Source organism: Agarivorans sp. MS3-6, assembly GCF_054112545.1.
The window spans coordinates 4,459,418-4,483,542 of the sequence record NZ_CM134202.1; the positions used below are offsets into that span (position 1 = coordinate 4,459,418).

18 protein-coding genes are annotated in these 24,125 nt (G+C 44.0%); 11 read left to right on the plus strand and 7 right to left on the minus strand.

Translation table 11 applies throughout. From position 1 onward, the window contains the following. The first annotated feature begins 47 nt into the window (after positions 1–47). On the plus strand, positions 48–1,058 hold the full coding sequence (pyrD, locus tag ACVFI8_RS20505) for a quinone-dependent dihydroorotate dehydrogenase (RefSeq protein WP_248711739.1): 1,011 nt from the start codon (positions 48–50) through the stop codon (positions 1,056–1,058). An 89-nt stretch (positions 1,059–1,147) separates the two neighbouring features. Continuing rightward, complete coding sequence (locus tag ACVFI8_RS20510; protein ID WP_256469270.1) at positions 1,148–1,699, plus strand: cell division protein ZapC domain-containing protein; 552 nt, start codon at positions 1,148–1,150, stop codon at positions 1,697–1,699. Here the strand turns inward: ACVFI8_RS20510 and ACVFI8_RS20515 are convergent. Beyond that, on the minus strand, positions 1,696–2,337 hold the full coding sequence (locus ACVFI8_RS20515) for an arylesterase (protein WP_371923068.1): 642 nt from the start codon (positions 2,335–2,337) through the stop codon (positions 1,696–1,698). The two genes, ACVFI8_RS20510 and ACVFI8_RS20515, sit on opposite strands and share 4 nt — an antisense overlap. Positions 2,338–2,353: 16 nt before the next feature. On the opposite strand from ACVFI8_RS20515, the gene ACVFI8_RS20520 reads away from it, so the two are divergent. The 4 genes from ACVFI8_RS20520 (at position 2,354) to ACVFI8_RS20535 (ending at position 8,804) form a co-directional block, all read left to right on the plus strand. Then, a complete protein-coding gene (locus ACVFI8_RS20520) occupies positions 2,354–3,052 on the plus strand; it encodes an ABC transporter ATP-binding protein (protein WP_248711736.1) in 699 nt (232 codons plus the stop codon). Positions 3,053–3,062: 10 nt separating this feature from the next. Beyond that, positions 3,063–5,561, plus strand: coding sequence for an ABC transporter permease (locus ACVFI8_RS20525; RefSeq protein WP_457872517.1), 2,499 nt, complete (start codon positions 3,063–3,065; stop codon positions 5,559–5,561). Between the two features lie 137 nt (positions 5,562–5,698). After that, a complete protein-coding gene (gene cysB, locus ACVFI8_RS20530; RefSeq protein WP_248711734.1) occupies positions 5,699–6,685 on the plus strand; it encodes an HTH-type transcriptional regulator CysB in 987 nt (328 codons plus the stop codon). 301 nt (positions 6,686–6,986) lie between these two features. Next, a complete protein-coding gene (locus ACVFI8_RS20535) occupies positions 6,987–8,804 on the plus strand; it encodes a sensor domain-containing diguanylate cyclase (RefSeq protein ID WP_248711733.1) in 1,818 nt (605 codons plus the stop codon). A gap of 50 nt (positions 8,805–8,854) precedes the next feature. Here the strand turns inward: ACVFI8_RS20535 and ACVFI8_RS20540 are convergent, their stop codons facing one another. Beyond that, entirely contained in the window at positions 8,855–9,259 is a 405-nt protein-coding gene (locus tag ACVFI8_RS20540) for a GFA family protein (protein WP_248711732.1), read from the minus strand. A 352-nt stretch (positions 9,260–9,611) separates the two neighbouring features. On the opposite strand from ACVFI8_RS20540, the gene ACVFI8_RS20545 reads away from it, so the two are divergent. The 5 genes from ACVFI8_RS20545 to ACVFI8_RS20565 all read left to right on the plus strand — a co-directional run bounded on the left by ACVFI8_RS20545 (position 9,612) and on the right by ACVFI8_RS20565 (position 17,201). Then, positions 9,612–10,364: a hypothetical protein gene (locus tag ACVFI8_RS20545; RefSeq protein WP_248711731.1), complete on the plus strand. Its 753-nt coding sequence runs from the start codon at positions 9,612–9,614 to the stop codon at positions 10,362–10,364. Next, positions 10,361–12,208, plus strand: a complete 1,848-nt coding sequence (locus ACVFI8_RS20550) for an SLC13 family permease (protein ID WP_457872518.1) — start codon at positions 10,361–10,363, stop codon at positions 12,206–12,208. Before ACVFI8_RS20545 ends, ACVFI8_RS20550 begins: the two co-directional genes overlap by 4 nt. Continuing rightward, the gene (locus ACVFI8_RS20555; RefSeq protein ID WP_248711729.1) at positions 12,208–13,245 is read left to right on the plus strand and encodes an ABC transporter substrate-binding protein; all 1,038 of its coding nucleotides are present in this window, start codon (positions 12,208–12,210) and stop codon (positions 13,243–13,245) included. The genes ACVFI8_RS20550 and ACVFI8_RS20555 overlap by 1 nt, the downstream gene beginning before the upstream one ends. Positions 13,246–13,272: 27 nt before the next feature. Further along, positions 13,273–16,107 (plus strand): ABC transporter substrate-binding protein, encoded by a 2,835-nt coding sequence (locus tag ACVFI8_RS20560; protein ID WP_457872520.1) that lies wholly within the window; start codon positions 13,273–13,275, stop codon positions 16,105–16,107. 65 nt (positions 16,108–16,172) lie between these two features. Continuing rightward, the gene (locus ACVFI8_RS20565; protein WP_457872521.1) at positions 16,173–17,201 is read left to right on the plus strand and encodes a DUF1835 domain-containing protein; all 1,029 of its coding nucleotides are present in this window, start codon (positions 16,173–16,175) and stop codon (positions 17,199–17,201) included. A gap of 44 nt (positions 17,202–17,245) precedes the next feature. Here ACVFI8_RS20565 and ACVFI8_RS20570 read toward each other — a convergent pair whose 3' ends face one another. The 5 genes from ACVFI8_RS20570 to pabB form a co-directional block, all read right to left on the minus strand. Further along, positions 17,246–18,481, minus strand: a complete 1,236-nt coding sequence (locus tag ACVFI8_RS20570) for a catalase (RefSeq protein WP_457872522.1) — start codon at positions 18,479–18,481, stop codon at positions 17,246–17,248. Position 18,482: 1 nt separating this feature from the next. Further along, positions 18,483–20,594, minus strand: coding sequence for a di-heme-cytochrome C peroxidase (locus ACVFI8_RS20575; protein WP_248711725.1), 2,112 nt, complete (start codon positions 20,592–20,594; stop codon positions 18,483–18,485). A 153-nt stretch (positions 20,595–20,747) separates the two neighbouring features. After that, entirely contained in the window at positions 20,748–22,106 is a 1,359-nt protein-coding gene (locus ACVFI8_RS20580; protein ID WP_457872524.1) for an L-serine ammonia-lyase, read from the minus strand. A gap of 70 nt (positions 22,107–22,176) precedes the next feature. Further along, a complete protein-coding gene (locus ACVFI8_RS20585; RefSeq protein WP_457872525.1) occupies positions 22,177–22,746 on the minus strand; it encodes a CoA pyrophosphatase in 570 nt (189 codons plus the stop codon). 33 nt (positions 22,747–22,779) lie between these two features. Continuing rightward, positions 22,780–24,123 carry an aminodeoxychorismate synthase component I gene (gene pabB / locus ACVFI8_RS20590; protein ID WP_457872527.1) on the minus strand — a complete coding sequence of 448 codons (1,344 nt, stop codon included), beginning with the start codon at positions 24,121–24,123 and terminating at the stop codon, positions 22,780–22,782. Between the last annotated feature and the right edge of the window lie 2 nt (positions 24,124–24,125).

The following is a 24,125-nucleotide window of genomic DNA, read 5'->3' on the forward strand; positions in this document are numbered from 1 at the left end:
TGCCCCCGAAGCCCTGCATCTTCGGGGGTCTTATACTAGGAGTCTACATGTACTACCCACTCGCTCGAAAACTTATTTTCCAACTTGATCCTGAGCGTGCTCATGATCTTACTATTGAAATGTTTAAACGTACTGGTGGCACCCTATTAGATCGGGTTTATCGCCAGAATGTTCCATCGAACCCGGTTGAGCTGATGGGCTTAACTTTTCCTAATCCGGTTGGTTTAGCGGCGGGATTAGATAAAAATGGCGAGTGTATTCAAGCGTTTGACGCAATGGGTTTTGGCTTTGTTGAAGTTGGTACTGTTACTCCTCGTGCTCAATCAGGTAACGATAAGCCGCGCATTTTCCGAGTATTAGAGGCCGAAGGTTTAATTAACCGAATGGGCTTTAATAACTTAGGGATCGATAATTTAATTAATAATGTCGAACAAAGTCAATTCAAGGGGATCCTAGGGATCAACATTGGTAAAAACTTTGATACGCCGGTAGAAAAGGGTAAAGATGATTATTTAATAGGCATGAATAAAGCATTTCAACATGCTTCTTATATTGCTGTTAATATTTCTAGCCCGAATACGCCTGGTTTAAGATCTTTACAATACGGAGAAGCATTGGAAGATCTATTAAAGGATCTGACTGAGCGTAAAGATCAATTAAGTCAGCAATATAATAAACATGTCCCTTTATTGATCAAAATAGCACCAGATTTATCAGAAGAAGAGATTGAACAAATAAGTGATTCACTGCTTAAATATAAATTGGACGGTGTTATTGCAACTAATACAACCCTAGAACGCTCAATGGTAGAGGGGATGCCTCATGCTGGAGAGGCCGGTGGTTTAAGTGGACGCCCATTGCAACTTAAATCTACCGAAGTTATTCGAAAATTAGATCATTATTTAAAATCTGAGATCCCTATTATTGGTGTAGGTGGAATAGATTCTGCTATGGCTGCTAAAGAAAAAATGGATGCCGGCGCTAAATTGGTCCAAATATACAGCGGTTTTATTTATAAAGGCCCAGAATTAATTAAACAAATATCTAAAGCTATATAAAAATTAGTAAATATATTTGTTATTGTAGAGCTCTCGTAGTACATTTGTTTATTAAGTGAGCTCTACACGGATAGTTTTGTCTTTATAAAATGTTAATTCAACCAAATAAACACTGGCACTGGGTATTCGATTCTAATAAGGGAGTTATGACTCTTGAGTTAGGGCCTGAAATGCTGTTTGTGTCAAAGCTGTGTAAAAAGCGTTGTGTGCAACATGCCCAAGAAGACAGTCCGTTTACTGCAGAGCACACTCAACTTTATTATCAATTTTTAGAGCAATTAGATTCATGTAATTGGTCTGACCCTATCAAAGTACAAATTTGCCTTAATGCGGTAGCTTCGGCTCAATTCTTAAAGCCATTGATGCCACAAAGCTGGTTTTTCAAGAGTGTTGCCACTAATTTGCACACTCAATTAGCCTTAGGTGAGCTGGCAGTATTGCAAACAGAGCAGTCTCAGACTCGTTGTGTCGTTGTTGAAGTAAGTGAGCAAACTTACACTTTAATGACAATCGAAGCGGGTATGGTACTAGATGAGCGTAAAACGCTAAATCAGTTTGAAGCCATAAAGGTGATGCAAGATAGAGTCGTGTCATTATCGCGACTAATGCAACATCAAAACAGCTTCGCACAAACCGGTTAATCAAACACCAATTCCAACAATTGTTGGCGCATCTTTTGGCTAATCAGTGGTTGTGCCTGCTGATTTGGATGAATGCCATCATTTTGCATAAATTCTGCTTGGGTGGCTAATTCTTCAATAAAGAATGGTAAATAAGTGACCTGATGTTTTTCGGCGATGGCAGGGTAAAGCCCTTCAAATGCTTGGCGATAGCGTTTGCCATAATTTGGCGGTATGCGGATCTGCATTAGCGCCACTTTTATATCTTGTTGCTTAGCGAGTTCTATTATCGCTTCTAAGTTTGTTTCTATGTTACCAGTAGGATGGCCTTGTAAACCATCGTTACCGCCTAGTTCAATGAGTAACCCATCCACATTATGCTGCTCTAATAAACCGGGTAGTCGACGTAAACCGCCGGCGGTGGTTTCGCCACTAATACTTGCATTAATGAGATCCACGCGCTTATTGTTGTCGTTATAGTACTGCTGACTAAGTGCAACCCAAGCTTGATCAATTGACATGCCATAGCCAGCACTCAAGCTATCACCTAGAATTAAGATAGACTTTTCATTAGAGAAAGCCTTTGTATTCAATGTAAAAAAGAGTAAAACAACTAGAGTAAACAGCGATATAAACTTACTTTTACGGCTAACCAACATTCTCGAGCACCTATCTATGCCAATAAATAAACCAGTTTCAGCGACTAACATAATCATAAATGCCGATGGACTCAATCATCATGTTGTAACGCCTGGTGGAAATTTAAGTTTGTTGAATGACATTCATCTCAAAATAGAGCAAGGAGAGTCATTAGCTATCGTGGGTGCATCAGGGTCTGGTAAAACCACCTTATTAAGCATTCTCGCGGGTTTAGACAGTGCCACCAATGGCATTATTCATCTCTGTGGTGAGGATCTAACCCGCTTAGATGAAGAACAGCGGGCCAGACTAAGACGCGATAACGTAGGGTTTATTTTTCAACAGTTTCTTCTGGTACCCGCTTTAACAGCACTTGAAAACGTGATGTTACCAGCAGAGCTAAAAGGCCTAGCTAATGCTAAGCAGATAGCCGAACAATGGCTTGAGAAAGTGGGTTTAGCAGAGCGCCATCACCATTACCCAAATCAGTTGTCTGGCGGAGAACAGCAGCGCGTGGCGATTGCTCGGGCATTTATTAGTCAGCCTAAAGTACTGTTCGCGGACGAGCCTTCGGCAAACTTGGATAATACCAATGGACAGATTATCGAAGATTTACTCTTCGAGCTTAACCAGCAATCAGGAACAACACTAGTGCTAGTGACGCACGAGTTAAAACTCGCTGAGCGTTGCGCAAGACAGATTACCCTGCAAGCTGGTCGAATAGTCAATCAATAAGGAACAAACCATGAGAAGTTTAATTTGGCGTTTGTTTCGGGCTGAGCTACGACGTGGAGAATTAACTATTGTCGCTGCGGCTATTGTATTAGCAGTGAGCTCCGTGTGGTTGTTTACCAGTATTACCGATCGCATGGAACAAGCCATTTTCAACAAAAGCGGCGACTTCATAGCGGCCGACCGTGTGGTGCGAAGTGCGCATCCGGTTGATTTACCCTTGAGCTCTCAGGCTGAAAAACTGCGATTAGATTATGCTGAACAATTACTGTTTCCTTCGATGGTTTATGGTAATGAAAAGTTGGTGTTAGCGAGCGTTAAAGCGGTATCTGCACAATATCCTCTCAAGGGTAGCTTGCGGATCAGTAAACATAAGACCGAAGCCGATACTTATTTAGCCAAAGGTATTGCATCAGGGGAAGCGTGGTTAGCAGAGCGTTTGTTTTATCAATTAAATGTGGATGTCGGTGACCGCATAGAAATTGGAGAGGGCGAATTTGTCATTTCTGGGCGTATTGTTAATGAGCCTGATGCGCCGTTTAGTGTGTTTATGACCGCGCCTCGAGTGATTATTAGTATTAACGATGTGGCCAGCACTGACGTTGTGCAACCGGGCAGTCGCTTGGCTTATCGCTATATGTTTGCTGGTGACAAACCCGCATTAGCAGAATTTGAAAACTGGGTAACACCGCTATTAGCAGACAATCAACGATTGGTTAATGTGAGTAGTGGTAGTTCGCCGTTAGCTGGAGCCCTTCAGAAAGCGCAACAGTTCTTATTATTAGCAGGTTTGATTGGTATTCTGCTTGCCAGTGCTGCGATTGCCGTAGCGAGTCGGCTCTATTGCCAACGCCACTATGACACCGTGGCAATGTTCAAGGTTTTAGGCGCTAGCAAACAACAAATAAGATCTATTTATTTAGGTCATCTGTTTATTGTGGTGCTGTTTTCCATTGTTATTGGGGTGGCCTTGGCATTCATTATTCAATGGCCGGTGGTCAACTATGTGCAAAGTTTACTCAATATCTCGCTACCTAGCGCAGGCACATCACCGTATTTAATGGCGGTAGGAAGTGGCTTAATTTGTGGTTTAGCGTTTACTCTTCCTACGTTGATTCAGCTATTTGATATAGCGCCAATGCGAGTCATTCGCAGAAACAGTGATGATGGCGTCGTTAATCCCCTTTGGGGAGCTATGTGGATGTTGCTAAGTGTTTTTGCTTTGCTACTGCTATACAGCGGTTCATTGAAGCTTAGTCTTATTTTGCTGGGAGTGGGGGTTCTTGCCGTGGCGGCCTTATTAGTGCTTAGCCAGCTTTTACTGTGGCTGGGTAAGAAGCGCGCGGCAAACTTGAAAAATCTTAGCTTAAAGATTGCAATATCGTCTTTATATAAACGTGCAAAGCAAAACCGGGTTCAGTTAATCGGTTTTACTGTAGCCATTAAGTTAGCTTTAGTGGTGTGGGTTATCCAGCAAGATTTGATTAGTGAGTGGCAACAACAATTACCGGAAGGCGCGCCTAATCACTTTATGTATAACATCAGTGAGCAACAAAAGCCTTTGTTAGTAGAGCGCTTTGCAGCAGAAAATGTAGAGCTAACAGATATGTTTCCTATGTTACGTGGCCGTTTGGTAGCGATAAACGGGGACTCGGTCAGTCAGCAGCGTGAAGGTGAGTATTCTGAGAAAGACTCATCCCGAAGAAGAGGCGCTGGGCGTGAACTCAATTTAAGTAGTGTGGCAAACCTACCTTATCGAAATCAACTGCTGGAAGGGCAATGGTTTACTGAACAAAGTCAGCGTCAGGCATCTGTCGAGCAAGATTTTGCCGAGCGATTAGACATCAAACTCAATGATACGTTGGCGTTTATGGTGGGCTCTACGCAAATAGAAGTAAATGTAAGCAGTATTCGTAGTGTTGATTGGAATACTATGCAGCCCAATTTTTATATCTTACTCAGTCAAGATATCTTGCAGCAGTTCCCTACAGGCTACTTAACCTCGTTTAATCTTCCTCAAGACAAAAGTGCTTGGATTGCTGAGACAATGGGGCGTTTTCCTACCTTGGTGCTGATCAACGTAAAGGCATTAATAGACCAATTGTCGCAAGTCGTCGACCAAGTGTCGCTGGCACTACGTTTAGTGTTAATCGTGGTATTGTTGGCGAGCAGTTTGGTGTTATATGCTCAAGTTCAAAGTTCCCTAGAAGAACGGCGTCAACAAACAGTGATCCTTCGAACCTTAGGCGCTAGTGCTAAGTTGTTACGCAATGCGATTATCTATGAATTTGTTATTTTAGGTTTGTTAGCCGGCTTCATTGCAGCCAGCGCGGCGCAAACCATATTGTTGTTACTGCAAGTCATGGTGTTTGATATTGGCGCTTCAGTTAACTGGGGATTGTGGCTGTTGGGGCCGGTGATAGGCACCTTGTTAGTGTCGGTAATGGGAGCCGGTGCAACCCTGCGCTTATTGAAACAAAATTCTGCTCAATTGGTCAGAAATTTGAACTAGCTAGACAGTTATTAATATCTGGCCTAAAGACGTTTCATTATCAGCTAGATTGATTATATACTTATAAATAAATGTAATAAGAAATCAGCTAACGGACTAGGTAGTGCTAGCTCTATAGCGCCAGAGAATTTAACTAAATGAAATTGCAGCAGTTACGTTATATCGTTGAAGTCGCCAATAACAATCTTAATGTTTCGGCGACAGCGGAAAGCTTATATACCTCACAACCCGGTATTAGTAAGCAAATCCGTTTACTTGAGGATGAGTTAGGGGTTCAGATTTTTAAACGCAGTGGCAAGCATCTCAGTCAAGTCACCCCTGCGGGCAAAGAAATAATCCGCATTAGTAACGAAATTATGGCTAAGGTGGAGAGTATCAAAGCCGTTGCTAATCAGCATACTCATCCAGATCAAGGCTCGCTAAACATTTCTACTACGCATACTCAGGCCCGTTATGCCTTGCCTGAAGTCATTCAGAGCTTTATTCATCGATATCCAAATGTATCTTTAAATATGCATCAAGGTACACCCAATCAAATTAATGAGGCGGTGGCTAAAGGCAGTGCTGATTTTGCCATTGCCACAGAAGCCTTACATATTTTTTCAGACTTGGTGATGCTGCCTTGTTATCACTGGAATCGCAGTATTCTCGTGCCAAAAGAACATGAGCTTGCACGAAAACACCTAAATGGTGAAGTGGTTACTATTAACGACCTAGCTAAACATTCTATTGTCACTTACATTTTTGGCTTTACTGGACGCTCTGATCTCGACGACGCCTTTGGTCGCGCAGGTAAGGTGCCCAAAATCGTATTTACCGCGACGGATGCAGACGTCATTAAAACCTATGTACGAATGGGAATTGGTGTCGGTGTGTTGGCGAGTATGGCGATTGATAAACAGCATGATCAAGACCTCGTGGCCATTGATGCAAGCCACTTATTCAGAGCAAGTACCACTAAAATCTGTTTCAGAAAAGGCACTTTTTTACGTACTTATATGTACGATTTCATTGAAGGCTTTGCTCCACATCTTACGCGCAATATTGTTGATAAGGCTGTACAGGCAAAAACCTTAGATGAGGTAGAGGCTTTATTTGCGGATGTCGATTTACCTGTCATGTAAGTATGTGATGTGAAGACTTATTAAAGCAGCCTCGTTGAGCAATTTCCTGGCTGCTTTTTTTATCTACCAAATAGCGCAGAACAGTTTATCTTCGCGCGTAACATTGAATGAGCTCGACTCATTGTTATGACAATGAGAGCCGTGATGACAAATCGCCTATTAGAGGCTACTTCGTAGACTTCTCTAGCATTTATCTTTAAGCTCGACCTAGTGGTTAATGTTTTGTTACAGGGTTGTACAATCATTATTTATTCAACTACTTCAACAACGCAGGGAAGAGGCGTGCTTAAGCAATACCATCATGAAAGCTAACCTATTATGCCGTATGGGCAAACTGCCGTTTATTGTTTTATTGTGTTGCTGGTTTACGCTATCCAAAGCCTATGCAGAACCCCTTACCGCACTTCACGTCAATGGCCTAGAAGACGGCTTACGCCTAGGACAACACTTTCAGGTTTGGCATGACCAAGATGGCCGAGCCGATTTGGCCGATGCCATGGCCGCATTTCGTTTAAACAACTTTAAGCGACTGGAAAGCAAAGGCTCTACGGGTTTACAAGCTGGCGCGTTCTGGAGTGTCTTTTATTTACATAATGATAGTGATAAACCTATAACTCTTAACCTAGAGTATGTTGACCATCAGCTCATCTACTTGAATGCTTACCAACGCAATACCCAAGACCCTAGCTTTTTAGAAATAGCAGACCTAGCTCTCAGTAACTCTTTTTCCGAGCGTTTAGTGAGTCATCAGCGCTTTGTGGTACCTGTTGAGCTTGGTGCTGGCGAAACACATCAGTTCTATTTTCGATTCGGCTCTGACGAGAAGGGATTTGTATTCCCTGAATTAAGGCTCTGGCAACCCGATAAAATGCACTACGTGCAAAGCATCGAGCTAGGCAGTATTGCCTTTCTAGTTGGGGGCTTAGCCTTAATGGCGATTATCTCATTAGTTACCGGTATCGCCACCAACGATAAAACCTACTATGCCTATTTTGTTTATGCCTCTACTAAGTTAGCGACTTGGCCAACCATTCTTGGTTTTACTCACATGTTTTTCATTCGTGATGATTTTCATTGGAGTTATATGTCTCTCACTGGGGCAATGTCGATCATGACCGGTGTTATATTTGCGCGCATTTTCTTGCAAACTAAGTTATATACGCCTCGCTTAGATTATGTGCTCAAATTTATGATTCTTAATGCCGGCTTATTAGCCTTGGCTGCACTCACTCGTGAAACGGTATTCTCGGTGATGCTTATCACTATAGCCTTGTTATTGTATCCGGTACTGGCCATCGCAAGTTTGATTCGTTGGTATCAAGGCTCTCGTGAATCCGCAGTGTATACCTTAGGTTGGATAGTGCTTGTGGTTGGCTTGTTTAGCCAAGCATTGCGTGACTTAGGTTTAGTTGAGCATACGTTTGTCACTTATTATTGGCCGGTGGTCGCTTCTTACAGCGAGATGATGGTAATAATGGTAGCTATGGGGATTCATTTATTCCGTCTACGCCGCCTAAAAGAGCAAGCAGAGTTGCGTTACCGTAGTCAATTAGAACGGGCTAAACAAGAGCTTGAAATTTTGGTTTTTGAACGTACACAGGCATTAGAAATAGCCAAATCAGAAGCTGAGAAAGAAGCCCGTACAGACCTATTAACGGGCATTAATAACCGGCGTAGTTTTATGGCCAAGGCTGAAGCGATGTTTGACCGTTGTCGTAATCGCTCTCACCCAATGTCGATGTTAATGTTTGATATAGACCACTTTAAAAAGATTAATGATACTCATGGCCATGCCATTGGAGATAAAGCCTTACAATTGTTTGCTAATGCGATAGAAAATGAAATCCGAGATGGCGATGTATTTGGCCGCTTAGGTGGCGAAGAGTTTGGACTTGCCTTAAGTGCTGATAAAGATACCGCCACTCAAACAGCTGAACGTTTACGCAGCGAAGTTGAAAAGTTAGTTGTTGATGCAGGAGGAGTTCAAGTTCGCTTCACGACGAGCATTGGTGTCGCATTGATGGATTCTGAGGAAAGCATTGAACAATTAATTAGCGTATCTGACCAAGCACTTTATCGCGCTAAAGAAAGCGGGCGAAATAAGGCCATGGTTGCTTAACTAGCAAAAGAACAGCACAGCTTAATGAGAGTTAGAGTGTATTGGTAACACTATTCTGGGAAACCCTCAAACTGTTTAAGTTGGCTTACTTGATGATACCAACTGGCTTGTTCTGCGGTAAAAATGTGGTCTTGAGGGGCTAAGCTTGGGCTGCTATCTAAGGATCCCGCCGGAATAATTACCCAATGCTTTGTGCTCGATAAATAGGGCATAGCGCTACCACAAGCACCGCAGAATCCGTTGGAGATAGCCCGACCAGGTAGGTCAAATTGTTTAACTAGCGATTGCCCCTTTATCCATTGAAAATGAATAGGCCTTATAAACAGATTAGCCACATGAGCACTCCCCGAGACTTTCTTACATTGATCGCAATGACATAAATGAAATTGCTCAAATTTGTCATTCACGTCAAATTCAACACCGCCGCACAAACAGCTACCTTTTAGTCTATTCATTTTATCTCCTGCAGAAATCAATGCCTTAGCATAAACCACATAGCTAGTTTTAATATATCACATGGTTATAAGTGGATGGCTCCAAGTTGTACATTATAGCAACATTTGGCTTTGGTGATTTTTCTGTCCATATGTTTATACAGCTAAAGATAGTAAATACCATATAAAAAGCAGCAATATACGGCTAGGTATGGTATTTATTAAATTTGTAACACGCACTGTCTGTAACTTTATTGTGTAACTAATGATTAACATCATGCGGTTGGCGGGGGCAGTGTTGACTTATATCTGAGTATTTAAGTTATATAAAATGTAAGCAAATGGATTGCTTCAGTAGATTTAGGGACAAATCGTGAACACATTAGCAACTACCAAAATAGCAGTAGCAGTTGGTTTAAGCACTGTATTGCTCGGCTGTAGCCAAAACCTCAAAGAACCATCGCAAAACTACCAACAAGCGGTCATACAGGCGGCGTTTCCTACTGTAAAGGATGTTAGCCATACGCTCTTCGCACTAAACCCAGAAAACACACTTTTGCAATGGAACGAACAAGCCGATAAGGTGCTAGTGTTGACTTGGAAAAGTCAGTCAGCCATTGATCAGTTTCTATTGCCTAATAGCCATAGTTCAAACAACCCTAACTATCCTATTTGGGTCACCTTAGCGCCTCAAGTTAAACACTTCTGCCAACAATACTTACAGCAACAACCTGAGCGCAACGATCAACAATTAGCATTGCGTTTAAAACAGTATTTAGGTTTAGACGCAAGCTGGAACTATGACGCTTTTGTAGAGATGTACGTAGCACCAGAAGATTTATTCCGCCCTTGTGTTGATCCGCAAATTGATGACCACTCGTGTGTTTTAGCTAGCGACCAAATGGCTAGCTCGGTAAAAGGGATTGAAGATTACGCTAACTTTTATCAAGCCCTGTATTTTAAGAGTTTCAGGGGATCGGGTACTGGCGTGCCTTGGACAGGCTTAGGTTATACCTATGATTGGGGTAATCCTATTTCTAAACAAGGAGCCAGCGAGTATATCCTAGTACCCGGTGGTGAATATCAGATTAATGCTGTCATTCCTACTGGGCAATATTGCCGATGAGTGATACCGATTCCCTACAGAAGATCAGTCAGTTTTTAAATAGTAATCCGGCTTTTGCCGCTTGTGACAAAGAAGACTTAGCGCGATTGCTCGCTAATGTCACGATTCAAAAATTTGCTGAAGGAGAGGTACTCTGCCAATCCGGAGACCAAGCCAATAATCTTTATTATTTGCTCAATGGTCAGTTAGAAACCACCAATAAGGATCAGGCAAAGGGACCTATCAGTGGTTTTTTTGGTGAAGAGTCAACACTGGGCATGCGTAGCTATATCTACGACATCGAAGTGGTTGATTGTGCCGAAGTGGTAGTATTACCGCTTGCGGCGGTGATAGCTTTAGATCGTTATTCCAGTTTTAAGCAATGCCTATTAGATAGCTTTCATGCCCGTTTGGCCGGGCAAACCTATATTGAAGTTGATTTAGCGCCTAAAGTAGAAGTCGAAATAGGCTATCGCTTGTTGATTGGCTGGTTATTCGCGTTGATTACACCAGTAATGATTTACTTCGGTCTTACGCTTAGTGGCGAGCCTTTGCATCAAGATGCCATTTATTTTGCGTCTATCTTAGGCATCTGTTCCATTATGTGGATCTTTCGATTGCTTCCCGACTATGTGCCAGGGTTATTTGCCATACTCAGTGCGGTATTACTGGGTATAAGCTCTAGCGAATCGGCTTTTTCCGGATTTTCTAGCAATAGTTTTTTCATGGCTTTAAGCATTTTGGGTTTAAGTGCCGTGATCAGATCGTCTGGCCTCAGTTATCGAATGCTGTTGCATCTTTTACTCATTGGTCCGGCGTCAAAAATTTGGTACAACCTCAGTTTTTTCAGTGTAGGCGCGTTGTTAACACCTGTTGTACCCACGGTGAATGGTCGTGTAACGATTGTCGCGCCGTTCCTCAAAGATTTACTCAGTGGCGCTTCTAAAGAAGCTCGTGAGCAAGAAGGACCGCGTTTAAAAGCTAGCTTGTTGTTTGGCGCAAGTTTGCTCTCACCAATATTTGTTAGTAGTAAATCAGTAAACTTCATTGTACTGGGCATGCTGCCACAGCAGGTACAACAGTATTTTCAATGGTTAGATTGGCTGCTGGCCGCCATTGTTTGTGGTTTGGTTGTGTTGGCTTTATATACCGTTGCGTTGTGCTGGATATACCGCAACAAACAAGCGTTAAAGATCCCAAAATCTATCAGCCGGCAGCAGCTCAGAACGTTAGGCCCACTTAACCCCGCTGAATGGTCTTCAGTACTTGGGCTTATTGTGTTAATCGCCAGTTTGCTGTTTGCCAATATCCATCGGATTGAAGTGGCTTGGGTCGCGTTAGCCATATTGTTTTACTTATTGATGTTTGGCTTTTTAAATACCAATCAGTTCCGTTCAAAAATTGACTGGAGTTTTTTGGTTTTTTTGGGTTCGTTGATCGGCATGGTCGACATTATAAATCAGGTAGAATTGGATGTTTGGTTAACCAGTAAAATATATTGGTTAGCAATATATATGCAGCAAAGTTTGGCCTTATTCGTAGTAATGCTAGCGCTTATCGTTAGTGTCGTCCGTTTAGTGTTACCTATCAATGCGACAGTGGTCATTTTAGCCACCTTGTTGATTCCCGCATCTATTGAAGTAGGAGTGAATCCATGGGTGATTGGCTTCTTAATACTGTTCCTTTCAGAAAGCTTTTTTTGGCCGTTTCAGGCTTCCTATTACATGCAGTTTTTAAGTTTAACCAGCGGCGTCGTCACCGCTGATGAATCGAAACTGATGAAACTCAACCTGTCGGTTTATCTGTTTAAGCTAGTGGCGGTGTATCTCAGTATCCCGTATTGGCAAAGTATGGGGCTTATCTAATGAAGAAATTATTGTTAAGCATCGTTATGTTTAGTTTTTTGGTTGCCACCATTGCCATCACCCTCATTGAAGGTTCATCTCGGCCTAGGTTGTTGATATTACATAGCTACAATACTGATTATTCGTGGACTAGAACGGTTAATCAAGGCATTGAGCGAGCGAAAACAGCGCACCTGAATGTTGATATCCGTTATCACTACATGAATACCAAAAACCAATCTAGCGAAGCCGCGAAAAAGCGCGCTGCAACGGTGGCTAAAAGGGTGGTGGACTCTTTTCAACCCGACGTAATGATAGTGATTGATGATGATGCGCAACGCCTTGTTGCTGCCGAGTACATTGATAAGCCCGATATCCAAATTGTGTTTGCCGGGGTCAACGCTGAGTTAGAAACCTACGGTTATCAACATGCCAGTAATGTAACCGGTATTTTAGAACGCAAATCGGTATCGGCGGTGAAAGAAGTTTTACGCTTGTTGGTTGAGGCCCAACCCATACCAGGACAACTCGCCGGGAAAATTATTTATCTTTCGGATAATTCATCTTCAGCCAAACACGATGGGAATTATTTGGCCAAGCAAGTTTGGTCACCCATTGATTATCAAGGGCATGTGGTGGTGAATAGCTTCACGGAATGGCAGCAAGCGGTGTTATCTCTGGAAGGTAACTACAAATACTTAATGGTGGGTGGCTATCGCAAGTTATTAGGGGGCGAGGACGGCAAGTTTGTTTCAGCGCAAACGGTTGCGCAATGGACCGAACAGCATTCGACATTACCGATTATTGGTATCAATGCCTTTAATTCTGAAGACGGCATGATGCTGTCAGTTGGCGCCTCTCCTTTTGAGCAGGGAGAAGTCGCTTTTAATTTTGCGCTGGAGCTACTGAATGAACCGAAACATCTAGCCGAGTTGCCAATTACCGTATCTAAACAGTATGTCGTAGCACTGCGTCGGAAAGCATTACTGAAGCGTGAAATAGTCGTGCCAAAGGTTTTGGAAGCCTTTGCTCGTGCCACGAACAATTACTATGAATAAAAATAGCAAAGGAAGACTATTTTGAAAATGAAATGGAACCTACGACGCCGTCTCTTATTGCTCGGTTTTATCGTGGTTATTTTGAGTGCTTTAGTCACCAGTTTTGAGCAGTTAAAGCAATGGTTCAACCACACTGGTACCAATACCCTTGTCTTGGCGGTAGTGGGGCCGATGAGTGGGCCTGAAGCAGACAAGGGAATTGCAATGTTAAATGGTGCCAAACTGTTTGTTCGCCAATACAACATGCAACAGCAAGACAAACAAATAGCCCTTACGATACAGCAATACGATGATGGTAATAATGTCGTAAAAGCCGAACAAATTGCCAGGCAATTAGCCAAGACTAAAAAGGTGCTTGCTGTATTAGGACACCGTGCTTCAGCCACGTCAATTAAAGCTGCCGGTATTTATCAACGCGCAGGCTTGCCTATGATCGGCGGCTCTGCGACGGCACCTGAAATTACCCAAGATAATGCTTGGTCATTTAGGGTAATCCCAGATAACCGATTACAGGGCAGTTTTGTTGCAGAGTATATGGCTACCTTAGGCAAGAACAAAGCTGCTTTGGTGTATAGCCAAGACAAATTTGGCGAATCGTTAGCCAAGGCCTTTTTGGCAGGGGCAAACCGCTTAGCCATTGATGTAAGCCAGTTTCCGTTTGATTTAAAAGGAGATTGGCAGCAGCAGGCTGAAACTATAAACCAACAAATACGATCCCTAGGTCATACCGGTGCAATATTTCTTGCAGTGCATGACGTTGAGGGCGCGGTATTGGTGAGTACCTTAAAAAACCAACACCCCAGTTGGTTAATGATTGGCAGCTCGTCGATCGGTAAACAAAGTTTCCCTGAACGTTTTAAAGATCGTAACCAAGAACGAGAGGTCTCTGGTTATTACACGAATGGAATGTTTGCGGTTAGCCCAATACTATTTGATGTAGCGAGTGAGTCTGCTCAAATGTTTTATCAGAGTTTTAGCCAAGATTTTGGTTACCCACCTAGTGGTGTAGCAGCGGCTTATTATGATGCTGCGACGATTGCCGCTAGTGCCTTAGATTTAGCATCGAGCCTATCGGGAGGCGAACAAGAGTTTGTTAAGCTCGATTTATCGCAACAACGCTCAGCGATTAGAATTCAACTAGCCGGACTCAATTCACCAAGTGCTGCCATACAGGGGCTCACACATCCCTTATATTTTGACCCGCAAGGTAATGTATTACGCCCTATGCAAGTGGGGCTATTTAGTGGTGGCTCGTTTGTGTCAGCGCCTATTCAATTGCAAGCCGTATTAGGAGAAAAACTCCGTACCCGACGAACCGACGTTGTTTATACCGGAATTGAAATGCAGACCATTAATGAATTTTCCCCAGTAGATATGACGTTTAAAGCTAAGTTTAAGCTGTGGTTTAGAAGTACGCCGGGGGTAAATGCTGAGGATATTGCATTTCTAAACGCAGTGGGCGACTTAACACTTGGTGAGCCTATAGAGTCATATTTCACGAGCCAAAGCGTTTATAAGCTCTACCAAGTAGAAGGGATGTTTTTGGCCGATGCAAAACCCGGCAGGGCGGCATTTGGCGAGTACCAGTTAGGGGTGAGTTTTCGTCATCGAACCTTGCCAAGAAGTGAGTTAATCTACGTAGCGGATATCGTTGGCTTGGGTCAAACTGCGCTACATCGGAACGATAACAATCAACATAAGGTGCAGTTTGATACAAACCAATGGCAGCAAAACCAAGGTTTATCTTTTCAAGATACCTTACGTAAACGCAGTTTAGGTGATCCCAAATATCTTCATTCTGATCGCCAAGCTATCGAGTTCTCTCGCTTTAATTCCTTGAGTTCTGTTCATGAAAATGTGTTGAGCTTACGCGGGCGTATACCAGCGCAATGGCAACAAATTATCTTTTATAGCAGCGTATTGGCTTGGTTGGTCTATGCCTTGATATTAGACTTTAAACTATTGGGCCGATTACCAAGAGCTTATGCGTTAGGCAATAAGTTACTTTACGCTTTATTTATTGCATCAGCTGAACCGCTATTCTTAGATTGGCTTGCCCAGAACTATCCTAATACCAATCAATTATTTGCTAGTACCTGTTTTGATGTTTTGTGGTGGTTATTGTTTGCTTCAACGTTAGCGTTGTTAATTGACTTACTGGTCTGGGATCCCATCGAAAGGCGCAGTGGCCGCCAAGTGCCAAAAATTATGCGTCACCTGACTCGTGGCCTAGCGTACATTGGCGCTGTTTTTGCTATTTTGTCTTTCGTTTATCAGCGGGAGTTAACCAGTTTGTTGGCCACGTCTGGTTTAGTGGCGATGATTTTGGGCTTGGCCTTGCAGTCTAACCTCGTTAATATTTTTTCGGGTATTGCCATTAGTTTAGAGAAACCCTTCAAATTAGGGGACTGGATCAGCATTGCTAGCTACGGTGGCCCAATAGTGGGGGAGGTCATCGACATGAACTGGCGAACCACCAAGGTAAAAACAGCTGACAATACGCTGTACTCCATCCCTAACAACACCTTAGCTAATGCTAACTTAAATAACGTGAGCAGTAGTGGTCAGATTGTTACCGGCGGATTTTCAATTTCGGTGAACAAACAGCTAGAACCGATGCAAATTATTCCGCGGATCGAGGCCATACTGATAGCAATAGAAGCGGTTAAGCGGGTTTACGTTGATATTTCAAATATTGGTTCTGACACTGTAGATTATCAAATCAAACTGGTTCATGGGGTCGACGATACAGCACAAACTACCGATTTAGTTTGGCAGGCTATTTGGGGTTTAGACAGTGAAATAAGAAATGAATTAGCAGCGTTAGAGCCGACAGAAGAAAACGAGTCTGAGGACCTATAAGTTTAATGCACGGCAGAGAAAGAGTTTGCTATGCTAACTCCTTCACAAATTGCAAGGACCTATAGATGCAGTTGCATATCACTAATGGAGACATGGTCGGCGACATGTTGACCGCATCTAATGTGTTACAAGGCCATGTCCTCTGCTGGAGAGATGTATTACATGATGGGCCGATTGTCGCCACAGAGGGCTTGCCTTATCTAACGGCGAGAGCCAATTTTATCTATACAACAATGGTGTTAGATAGCCCTTTAAGTTGCGCTGAAGTCAGCGAGCAAGCGATCTTAGATGATTTTTTACAGCGTCAAGACATTCTGGATAATCTCAATGATTATAGCGAGATAGTGCTGTGGTTTGAGCACGATCTTTATGATCAGTTGCAGTTGGCGGAATGCCTTTATCAATTGGCTAAATACCCCAATATAGTAAGTAAAGTAAGCCTAATATGTATTGGAGAGCACCCTGAGGTTGATGTTTTTCATGGCTTAGGCAATTTACATCTTGAACAACTGGAAGCGCTATACCCACAGCGCGCCGCCTTACATAGCGAACAACTAGCCTTGGGCCAGCAAATTTGGCTGGCTATGGCCAGTGCCACCCCTTTAGCATTGAGCCGTGTTATGGCTGATAACCTAGCACCCTTGCCATTTATGGCTGCGGCATTAACTCGTTTTGCTCAGGAGTATCCTTCTACGGTGAATGGTTTAAGCTTAACTCAACAGTTGATCTTACAAACGCTGGACGAGCAGCATGATCAACAAGCGCTCAACCACGACGGCCTCAGCTTTGACCAGTTATTTACGCATTTGCAACGCGCGGAAGACGCTCCGTTTCTTGGTGATGTTTGGTTAAGCAAAGAGCTTTTGTTTCTGGCTAAGCTAAAGCCTGCATATCTATGTATCGATAAACCCAATGGTGACATATGGGATCAAGATGCAAGGTATCAGATAAGCCAAGAGGGGCGTCAAGCCATACAGGGAAAAAGAGCCTTAACCGTTGAGCAGTTAGGTGGACAATGGCGTGGTGGCGTTAACATACACCGACAAAACTATTGGTGTTGGGATCACCATGGTGCTTGTTTTGTCATGCGATAAGCGACAACAGCCACGCTTAGCCTGGCTGTTGTTTAATTAGGGACTTAGTTGCAGTCGCTATCAAGCGGTTCTCCCGACAAAGACTTTGCATAACTATCAAAACAGCGCGGTAATGGCCAAGTAGGTTTTGTCACGATTAGGTCCTGCTGAGGATCACAAGGCTCTCCAGTTTCGCTCAAGCACCATGAACTAGCTTCTGGTGTGGCTGCTTTATTTTGCTTATGACGATATTGCGATACCGCTTGATACACCACGCGCCTTGCTTTGTTCAAACTACTTAGTGGCTCCCAACCTTCTACTGCGCGCCACGGATTCATCGATAAGTTCTCACAGAACTGCTGCTGTTGTTCACTGTACAGGTGCTGTGGGGGGATGTTTATGGTGGCAACGCTAATAAACGGAGACGCTTTTTCCGACCAAATCGCCGTGGCATCATCAACCGGCATGTAGTGCCCCGGGATCTTTTCCTGCAGCATGAATTCAAAACAGGCGCCGCCTGAAGCTAGCTGGTTATTAAGTTGTTGGCTTAAGTAATCAGGGTTTGTTTTGTCTACCTTGCTTGAGAAGCTCATACCTGCACAGGGTTTGGTAGAAAACTTTACGGTGTTATTCCCCAACTGGTAAGGAAGCATGGAATAGTATTGGGCGTCTAACGGTGTATCGATCACCGATGATACGGTTTGAATCGCACGATAAAACTGTTTCGGATGCAAACGTGGTGGGAAAAAGCTGATAAACCATTTAGTCCGTTCAAACTTGGCCAGATACAGCATGTCATCAGCGTAATCAAAGATGTTTCGATTAAAAAACGCGGGGGTATTTGTCATGATGAAATCTTGATTGTGGCTTTCACCTAACTCTGGCGCAATTGCCTTGCCTGGCACATTCATCACTTTAACGGCCATCCCGCGGGCATCGCCCTTACTGTCGGCCTGCACTAACATATCGCCGTTAGAAAAGCGGATCCAAGCGGGGAACTGCTGATTACTATTAGCAAAAATGCCAGCTTTAAATCGCTGTGGAATATCGGGGTTAATTGAGAAGGTTGCTCGCGCGCAGCCGGTTGCCTTCGCGTGCGCATCGCGCCGATAGGGTAACCCATTGTATTGCTCAGCCCGTTTTGATATCTCTCTGGCAGAGTTTATCGCCGACAAAATGGCTTCTTGTTCAGGCTTAGTTATGCCCATCTCTTTATATAAGTCGCTGGCCGAAACACTGCTTGTTGCAAGGGTGAATAAACAAGCGGCGATCGTAGCTGTAGCAAAATGTTTGTCATTCATCTTAATGTACCTTTACCGGGTTGTTTTTTGCGGCGTTAAAGCTATCAATACAGGCTTGTTGCTCTGAGCCAATAGACGGTGCTTGTGTGTATTTAGACCAATCTAATGGGTCACCACCGAGCCGCTGTGTAAAGTCTGGATTCCCCATTACTTTTAGGTATTCCAAAATGGCGGCACGTTCTTCAACGGTGAGTAAGCGGCCAATCCGTCCTGCCATGTCTACATCGGTAAACAAGTGGCCGCGATTGCTGTTGCCCTTAATACGGGTGTCGTGTTTAAAACTGCCGGGGCGTTGCTCGGTAACAAAACCTAAACGCTGTGGGTTGTATTCGCGATTACCAATATAAAACTGGGTAGGGCGCTCACGTAGCGGTGATAACAAGTCGTATAAGGTAGGCACTGAACCATTATGTAAAAACGGTGGAGTAGCCCACACGCCATGTAAAGGCCGAGGTTTATATGCGCGCATATTAGCGATACGGAACGGAACATTTAAGCCGTCGTAATCTGCAACCATGTCTTTGGTAATGCCGTTGTCTTGGTAAAGTTTGGGCACCAAGCGGTTAAGTAAAATTTGTAGGCCGTCACCAGCGTTTACTGGGTCTGAACCCGGTATGATTTTACTGCCGTCGTAACGATGGTCCATGTAGTTATCAGCGGCGGTAGAGTCGGTACCAATTACCTCGGTTTTAACCCAAGGCATTGCCCATATCACTTCTCGCCAATCTTTGCGGATCGGGCGTTGGCCAATAAAGCTGATATCACCGTCCATATCCCATTGCCAGTTGACGTCAATTTGTTTATTGGGATTATCGCCGGGCTTATCGGCTACGGTCCAATCGTAGGGCTGCACCTGGTGTGGACCGTGGCAAAACTCACACTGGTCAAGGAACAAGTTTTTACCTTGGCTGGCAAGTGGAAGATTAATCTCTCCCAAAATTGCTTCTGGCCAGCGTGGCGGCTCTAGTGAACGTAAGGTGCCCTCTATGCAATGCATACCGGCTAAGTCGATAACTGATTCACCAAATTCTTCGGTTTTGAGTAGTTCACCTTGCTCGTTAACAAGTTTGATTGGTGCTAACACACCGAGGCTTTCGCCTACATTGCGTGCCATTGCTTGGTTAGTAAAACCGGTATATTGCACCCAATCAAATCGCCAAATGTCCCACAGAAAGGGATAGCTCACCGGGGCATCGGCAACCCGGTAGTTTGCAGGTTCGTCTAGGTCAAAACCAAAAACGACGTTAGCAATTCGACCTACCGCGTCGGTGCGGCCACGACCTTCTTCGGTAGGGTAGTATTTTGATGAACCTGCGCCAGTGGCAAATTGTTTTATTTTCCCTAGAAAGGCCCAAATGTCTTTACGTAACTGTTTGCGTAATTCCGTATCTTGTCCAACTACGCGGTCAGCAAAACGATGCCATTTTGACGGGTTAATATAAGTGGCTAACACTGATGCGCCAAGGGTGGTGATAAACTCGCCACGTTTTGCATTAGAGATGCTTTGTACAGCTTGTCCGCCGTCAATACGTAAGGCCTTACCTTGATAATGTAACTCACCGGTATGACACATTGCACAAGTCAGATCCAAGCGTTCGGTACCTGATTTAGGATCAATATGACGCGCTAAACCTACCGGCAAATTGCCTGGATTAAGGATGGTAGCCTGTTGGCCGGGGGATACGATAAAGCCCCAACCACGCATATTGTCTGGGCTGGTTAACAAGTCTTTAGATAAAGGCAGTTCTAAATTTACGAACCAATCGTATTCTAGGCCTAGAAGCTCGGTGCCTTGTGGGGTGTAGTAATAACGCTCTCGTTGCTCGTCGGTCCATCCCTGATTGAGGTAATGAACCTGATTTACGGTTTCGATGGTGAGATTAGGTTTAAGAAAGGCTTTTAAGCCAAAGTAAGCGGCTAAGAGTATGCCGATACTGAGAAACGAATAACGCAGCCAGCGCGGCCCTAAGGCTAGCCAAACTTGCCAAACGGCTTTAAGCAAGCCCCCTATCCAACGCACTAATAGCATGCTGGCTTTAACAATAAGTTTGAAAGGGTAAAGTACTATTTTTAAGATGAGCAAAAGTAGCCCAGCGATGAGGCGTTTCAGCATAGTTTCAAATCCATTTGTAAGAATGCAAGCGGCCTGCTGTATAGCAGGCCGAGTTGTTAGCTAAATGTTATAGATATTTTGTGGGGAATGCACTTTTTAACACTAAAACAATGAGATAAGTCTAATAACTAGAAATTTACACGGTTCTATTTATTAACATTCGATGATGTTAACGGCTAAGCCGCCGCGGGCAGTTTCTTTATATTTGCTTTTCATATCGCAGCCGGTTTCCCACATAGTTTTTATTGCTTTATCTAATGAAACCTTATGTTCTCCAGTACCGCGTAAGGCTAACCTTGCTGCGTTTATCGCTTTTAGTGCCCCCATTGCATTACGCTCGATACAGGGCACTTGCACCAAGCCACCAATTGGGTCGCAAGTAAGACCAAGGTTGTGCTCAATACCAATTTCAGCAGCATTTTCTATCTGTTCAGGGTTACCACCAAACATAGCAACTAAACCAGCTGCAGCCATAGAGCACGCGACGCCCACCTCGCCTTGACAACCCACCTCGGCACCAGAGATTGAGGCATTGGTTTTATATAGTGAGCCAATTGCGGTGGCCGTTAAGAAAAATTGATTAAGAGAGTCTTGATCAAGCTCTTGTACAAAATGGTGGTAGTAATGTAATACCGCGGGAATAATACCGGCCGCGCCATTAGTTGGCGCGGTCACGACGCGCCCTCCACCGGCATTTTCTTCACTAACAGCTAATGCATAGAGGTTTACCCAGTCCATAACATTTAGTGGATCTGAACTAAGATTACGTTGTGATGACAACTGCCTTTTAAGGCTAGGCGCCCGCCGCGCGAGTTTTAGGCCGCCAGGTAAAATACCTTCTTCGCTGATCCCCCTCGTAACGCAGGCTTGCATGGTTGCCCAGATTTGTTGGGTATATTGGCTAATGGTGCGGGTAGAACAATGCACTTGTTCGTTACAAGACACCACTGCCGCAATACTTTTACCACTTTCTTTACAGCGCTGTAACAACGACTCGGCGCTATCAAAGGGGTAGGGGTAATGGGTAGTTTGGCTGGCCGTTTCTTCGCCTTCTTCTACAATGTATCCTCCGCCGATAGAATAATAAGTGGTTGATACGGTTTTGCCATTGTCTAAATAAGCATGAAAGCTTAGCGCGTTACTGTGCGCTGGTAGATGTTTACGGCGATGAAAGATGATCGAGCCCTTGTTGGCAAAATTAACGGTATTCTTGCCAAGTAGCATTAATTCTTCAGATTGTTCAACCTGCAATAACTGCTGGTCAATCCTATCTACGTCAACAGATTCTGGAGACTCTCCTAATAAACCTAATATCACGGCTTTCCCTGTACCATGGCCTTTACCGGTTGCGCCTAAGGAGCCGAACAGTTCTACTTTTAAGTAATCTACTCGTGATATTTGGTTCTGCCGAGCTAAGCTTTCGGCAAACAATTTAGCCGCCTTCATCGGGCCTACGGTATGCGAGCTAGAGGGACCAATCCCTATAGAAAAAAGGTCGAATAAACTTACCATTGTTGTTCCTATCACTTTGGATGGAGTAATGTGACTCAGTATTTAATTCTGAGATTATAAGTATATCTAGTTATCTGCAACAGTGTGAGGCGAGATCTCGCAATATTTTAGCGGTAGCCCCCCAAATTACATGTTTATCGACTTCAATGAAGTAAACTTTTTCAAGCTGACCTTTACGGTGAAATTGATAGCGATGATAGTTGTTTAAGTTTAAAAAAGGCGCCAAAGGTAACACCATAACTTGCGCCACTTCGTCGCTATTGATGTCAAACAATAAGGTTTCTGTCGTCGTCGCCACAAAAGGACGTACCGAGAAATTGCTTACTGTAGTTTGTTTTGGAAGTTGCCCATGAATGGTAAAGGTTTCCGGGCTAATACCAATTTCTTCATGGGTTTCTCGTAAGGCTGTATAGGCGAGGCTAATATCATCAGGATCTCGCTTACCGCCAGGAAGGCTAATTTGTGAAGGATGGTGGCGCAGTTGCGCACTACGCTGAGTCAGTACAATGCGCTCAGGTTGTCCCTGTTTGATGACAATGGGCAATAATACTGCTGCAGCTTGTTTAGCGCTGCGCTGGGTATCTGGCTGGCCGTGTTGAAGCAAAAAGCGTTGTAAGTAATGTTGCGTAGTGTGGCTCATTGTCTATCAAATTCTCCGCAGTACTCGGGCTGGTTACTCCAAAATAGGCAAAATACGGCTTAGCTTATCGAATATTTCTTGGTACTCAGCCTCTACGTGTGAATCAACGACCACGCCGCCGCCAGCCCAACAGTATATTTGTTGGTTTTCGCAAACTAAGGTGCGAATGGTGATATTGGTGTCCATGTCACCGTTCGCAGAAATATAACCAATAGCTCCACAATAGGCGTTACGCCGATTGGCTTCAAGTTCTTCGATGATTTGCATTGCCCTTATTTTGGGGGCGCCTGTAATAGAACCGCCCGGGAAACAGGCCGCTAACAATTGCTCTGCGCAATAGCGATCGGCTAATTCAGCACGAATGGTACTCACCAAGTGGTGAACCGCTGGGAACGACTCCACCGCAAACAGTTTGGGTACCTGCACACTACCGGGTTTGGCTACTCGACCAATGTCATTACGCAATAAATCTACAATCATGAGGTTTTCTGCTTGGTCTTTCTCTGCTTGTTGTAGCTCAATAGCGAGTTGTTGGTCTTTAACTGGCTCATCACTTCTTGGTCGCGTGCCCTTAATCGGCTTGGTTTCAATTTCGCCTTGTTTAAGGCTAATGAATCGTTCAGGCGAGACACTAAGCACACAGCTGTTCGGCAATCGAATAAAAGCTGAAAACGGCGCCTGGTTAGCGGCAATCAGCTGCTGATAAGCAGCCACTTCATTGCCCTGATAGCTGGCGCTAAAACGCTGGGTTAAGTTAATTTGGTAACAATCTCCGCTAAGCAGGTACTGCTGTACTTGTTCAAATTTGTCTTGATAGTCGGCTTTGCTTAAATTGCTTTGCCATTGACTGGTTAAGTTAAAGGCTTGCGGCTTCAGTTTGGTATGTTTAATTTGCTGCTTGAGCAACCATTGCTCTCTTTGCGCTAAACGGTTTTCTCCTACGCACTGATCGCCGAGATCATGCCACTGAATCAGTGTTGACGTTTGTTGTTTGTGGTCAAAAATTAACGCCCAGTCGTAGAAACCCACCGCCATATCGGGGGTGGTTAAATCTTGCGGTAAGCGTTCAGGAAGTAATTCTAAGCTTCTACCAAGATCGTAACCCCACAGGCCCATTGCGCCGCCAGCGAAAGGAAAAACTGACTGATCATTTTCTGAGTTGGGGAATAGCTGCTTACGTAACGATTCAAGCAACTCAAACGGTGCTTGCTGGCTTTGATAGTGCTGTTCACCCAAGGAAACTTGAGCCAAGTCTTTAGTATAGGAAACAGTCGCAATAGGGTCGGCGACCAAAATATCGTAATGACTGTTTTCATGGGAATCAGACGCTGACTGCAAAAAACAGCACCATTCAGTTTGAGCCAATTGTTCAAACATGA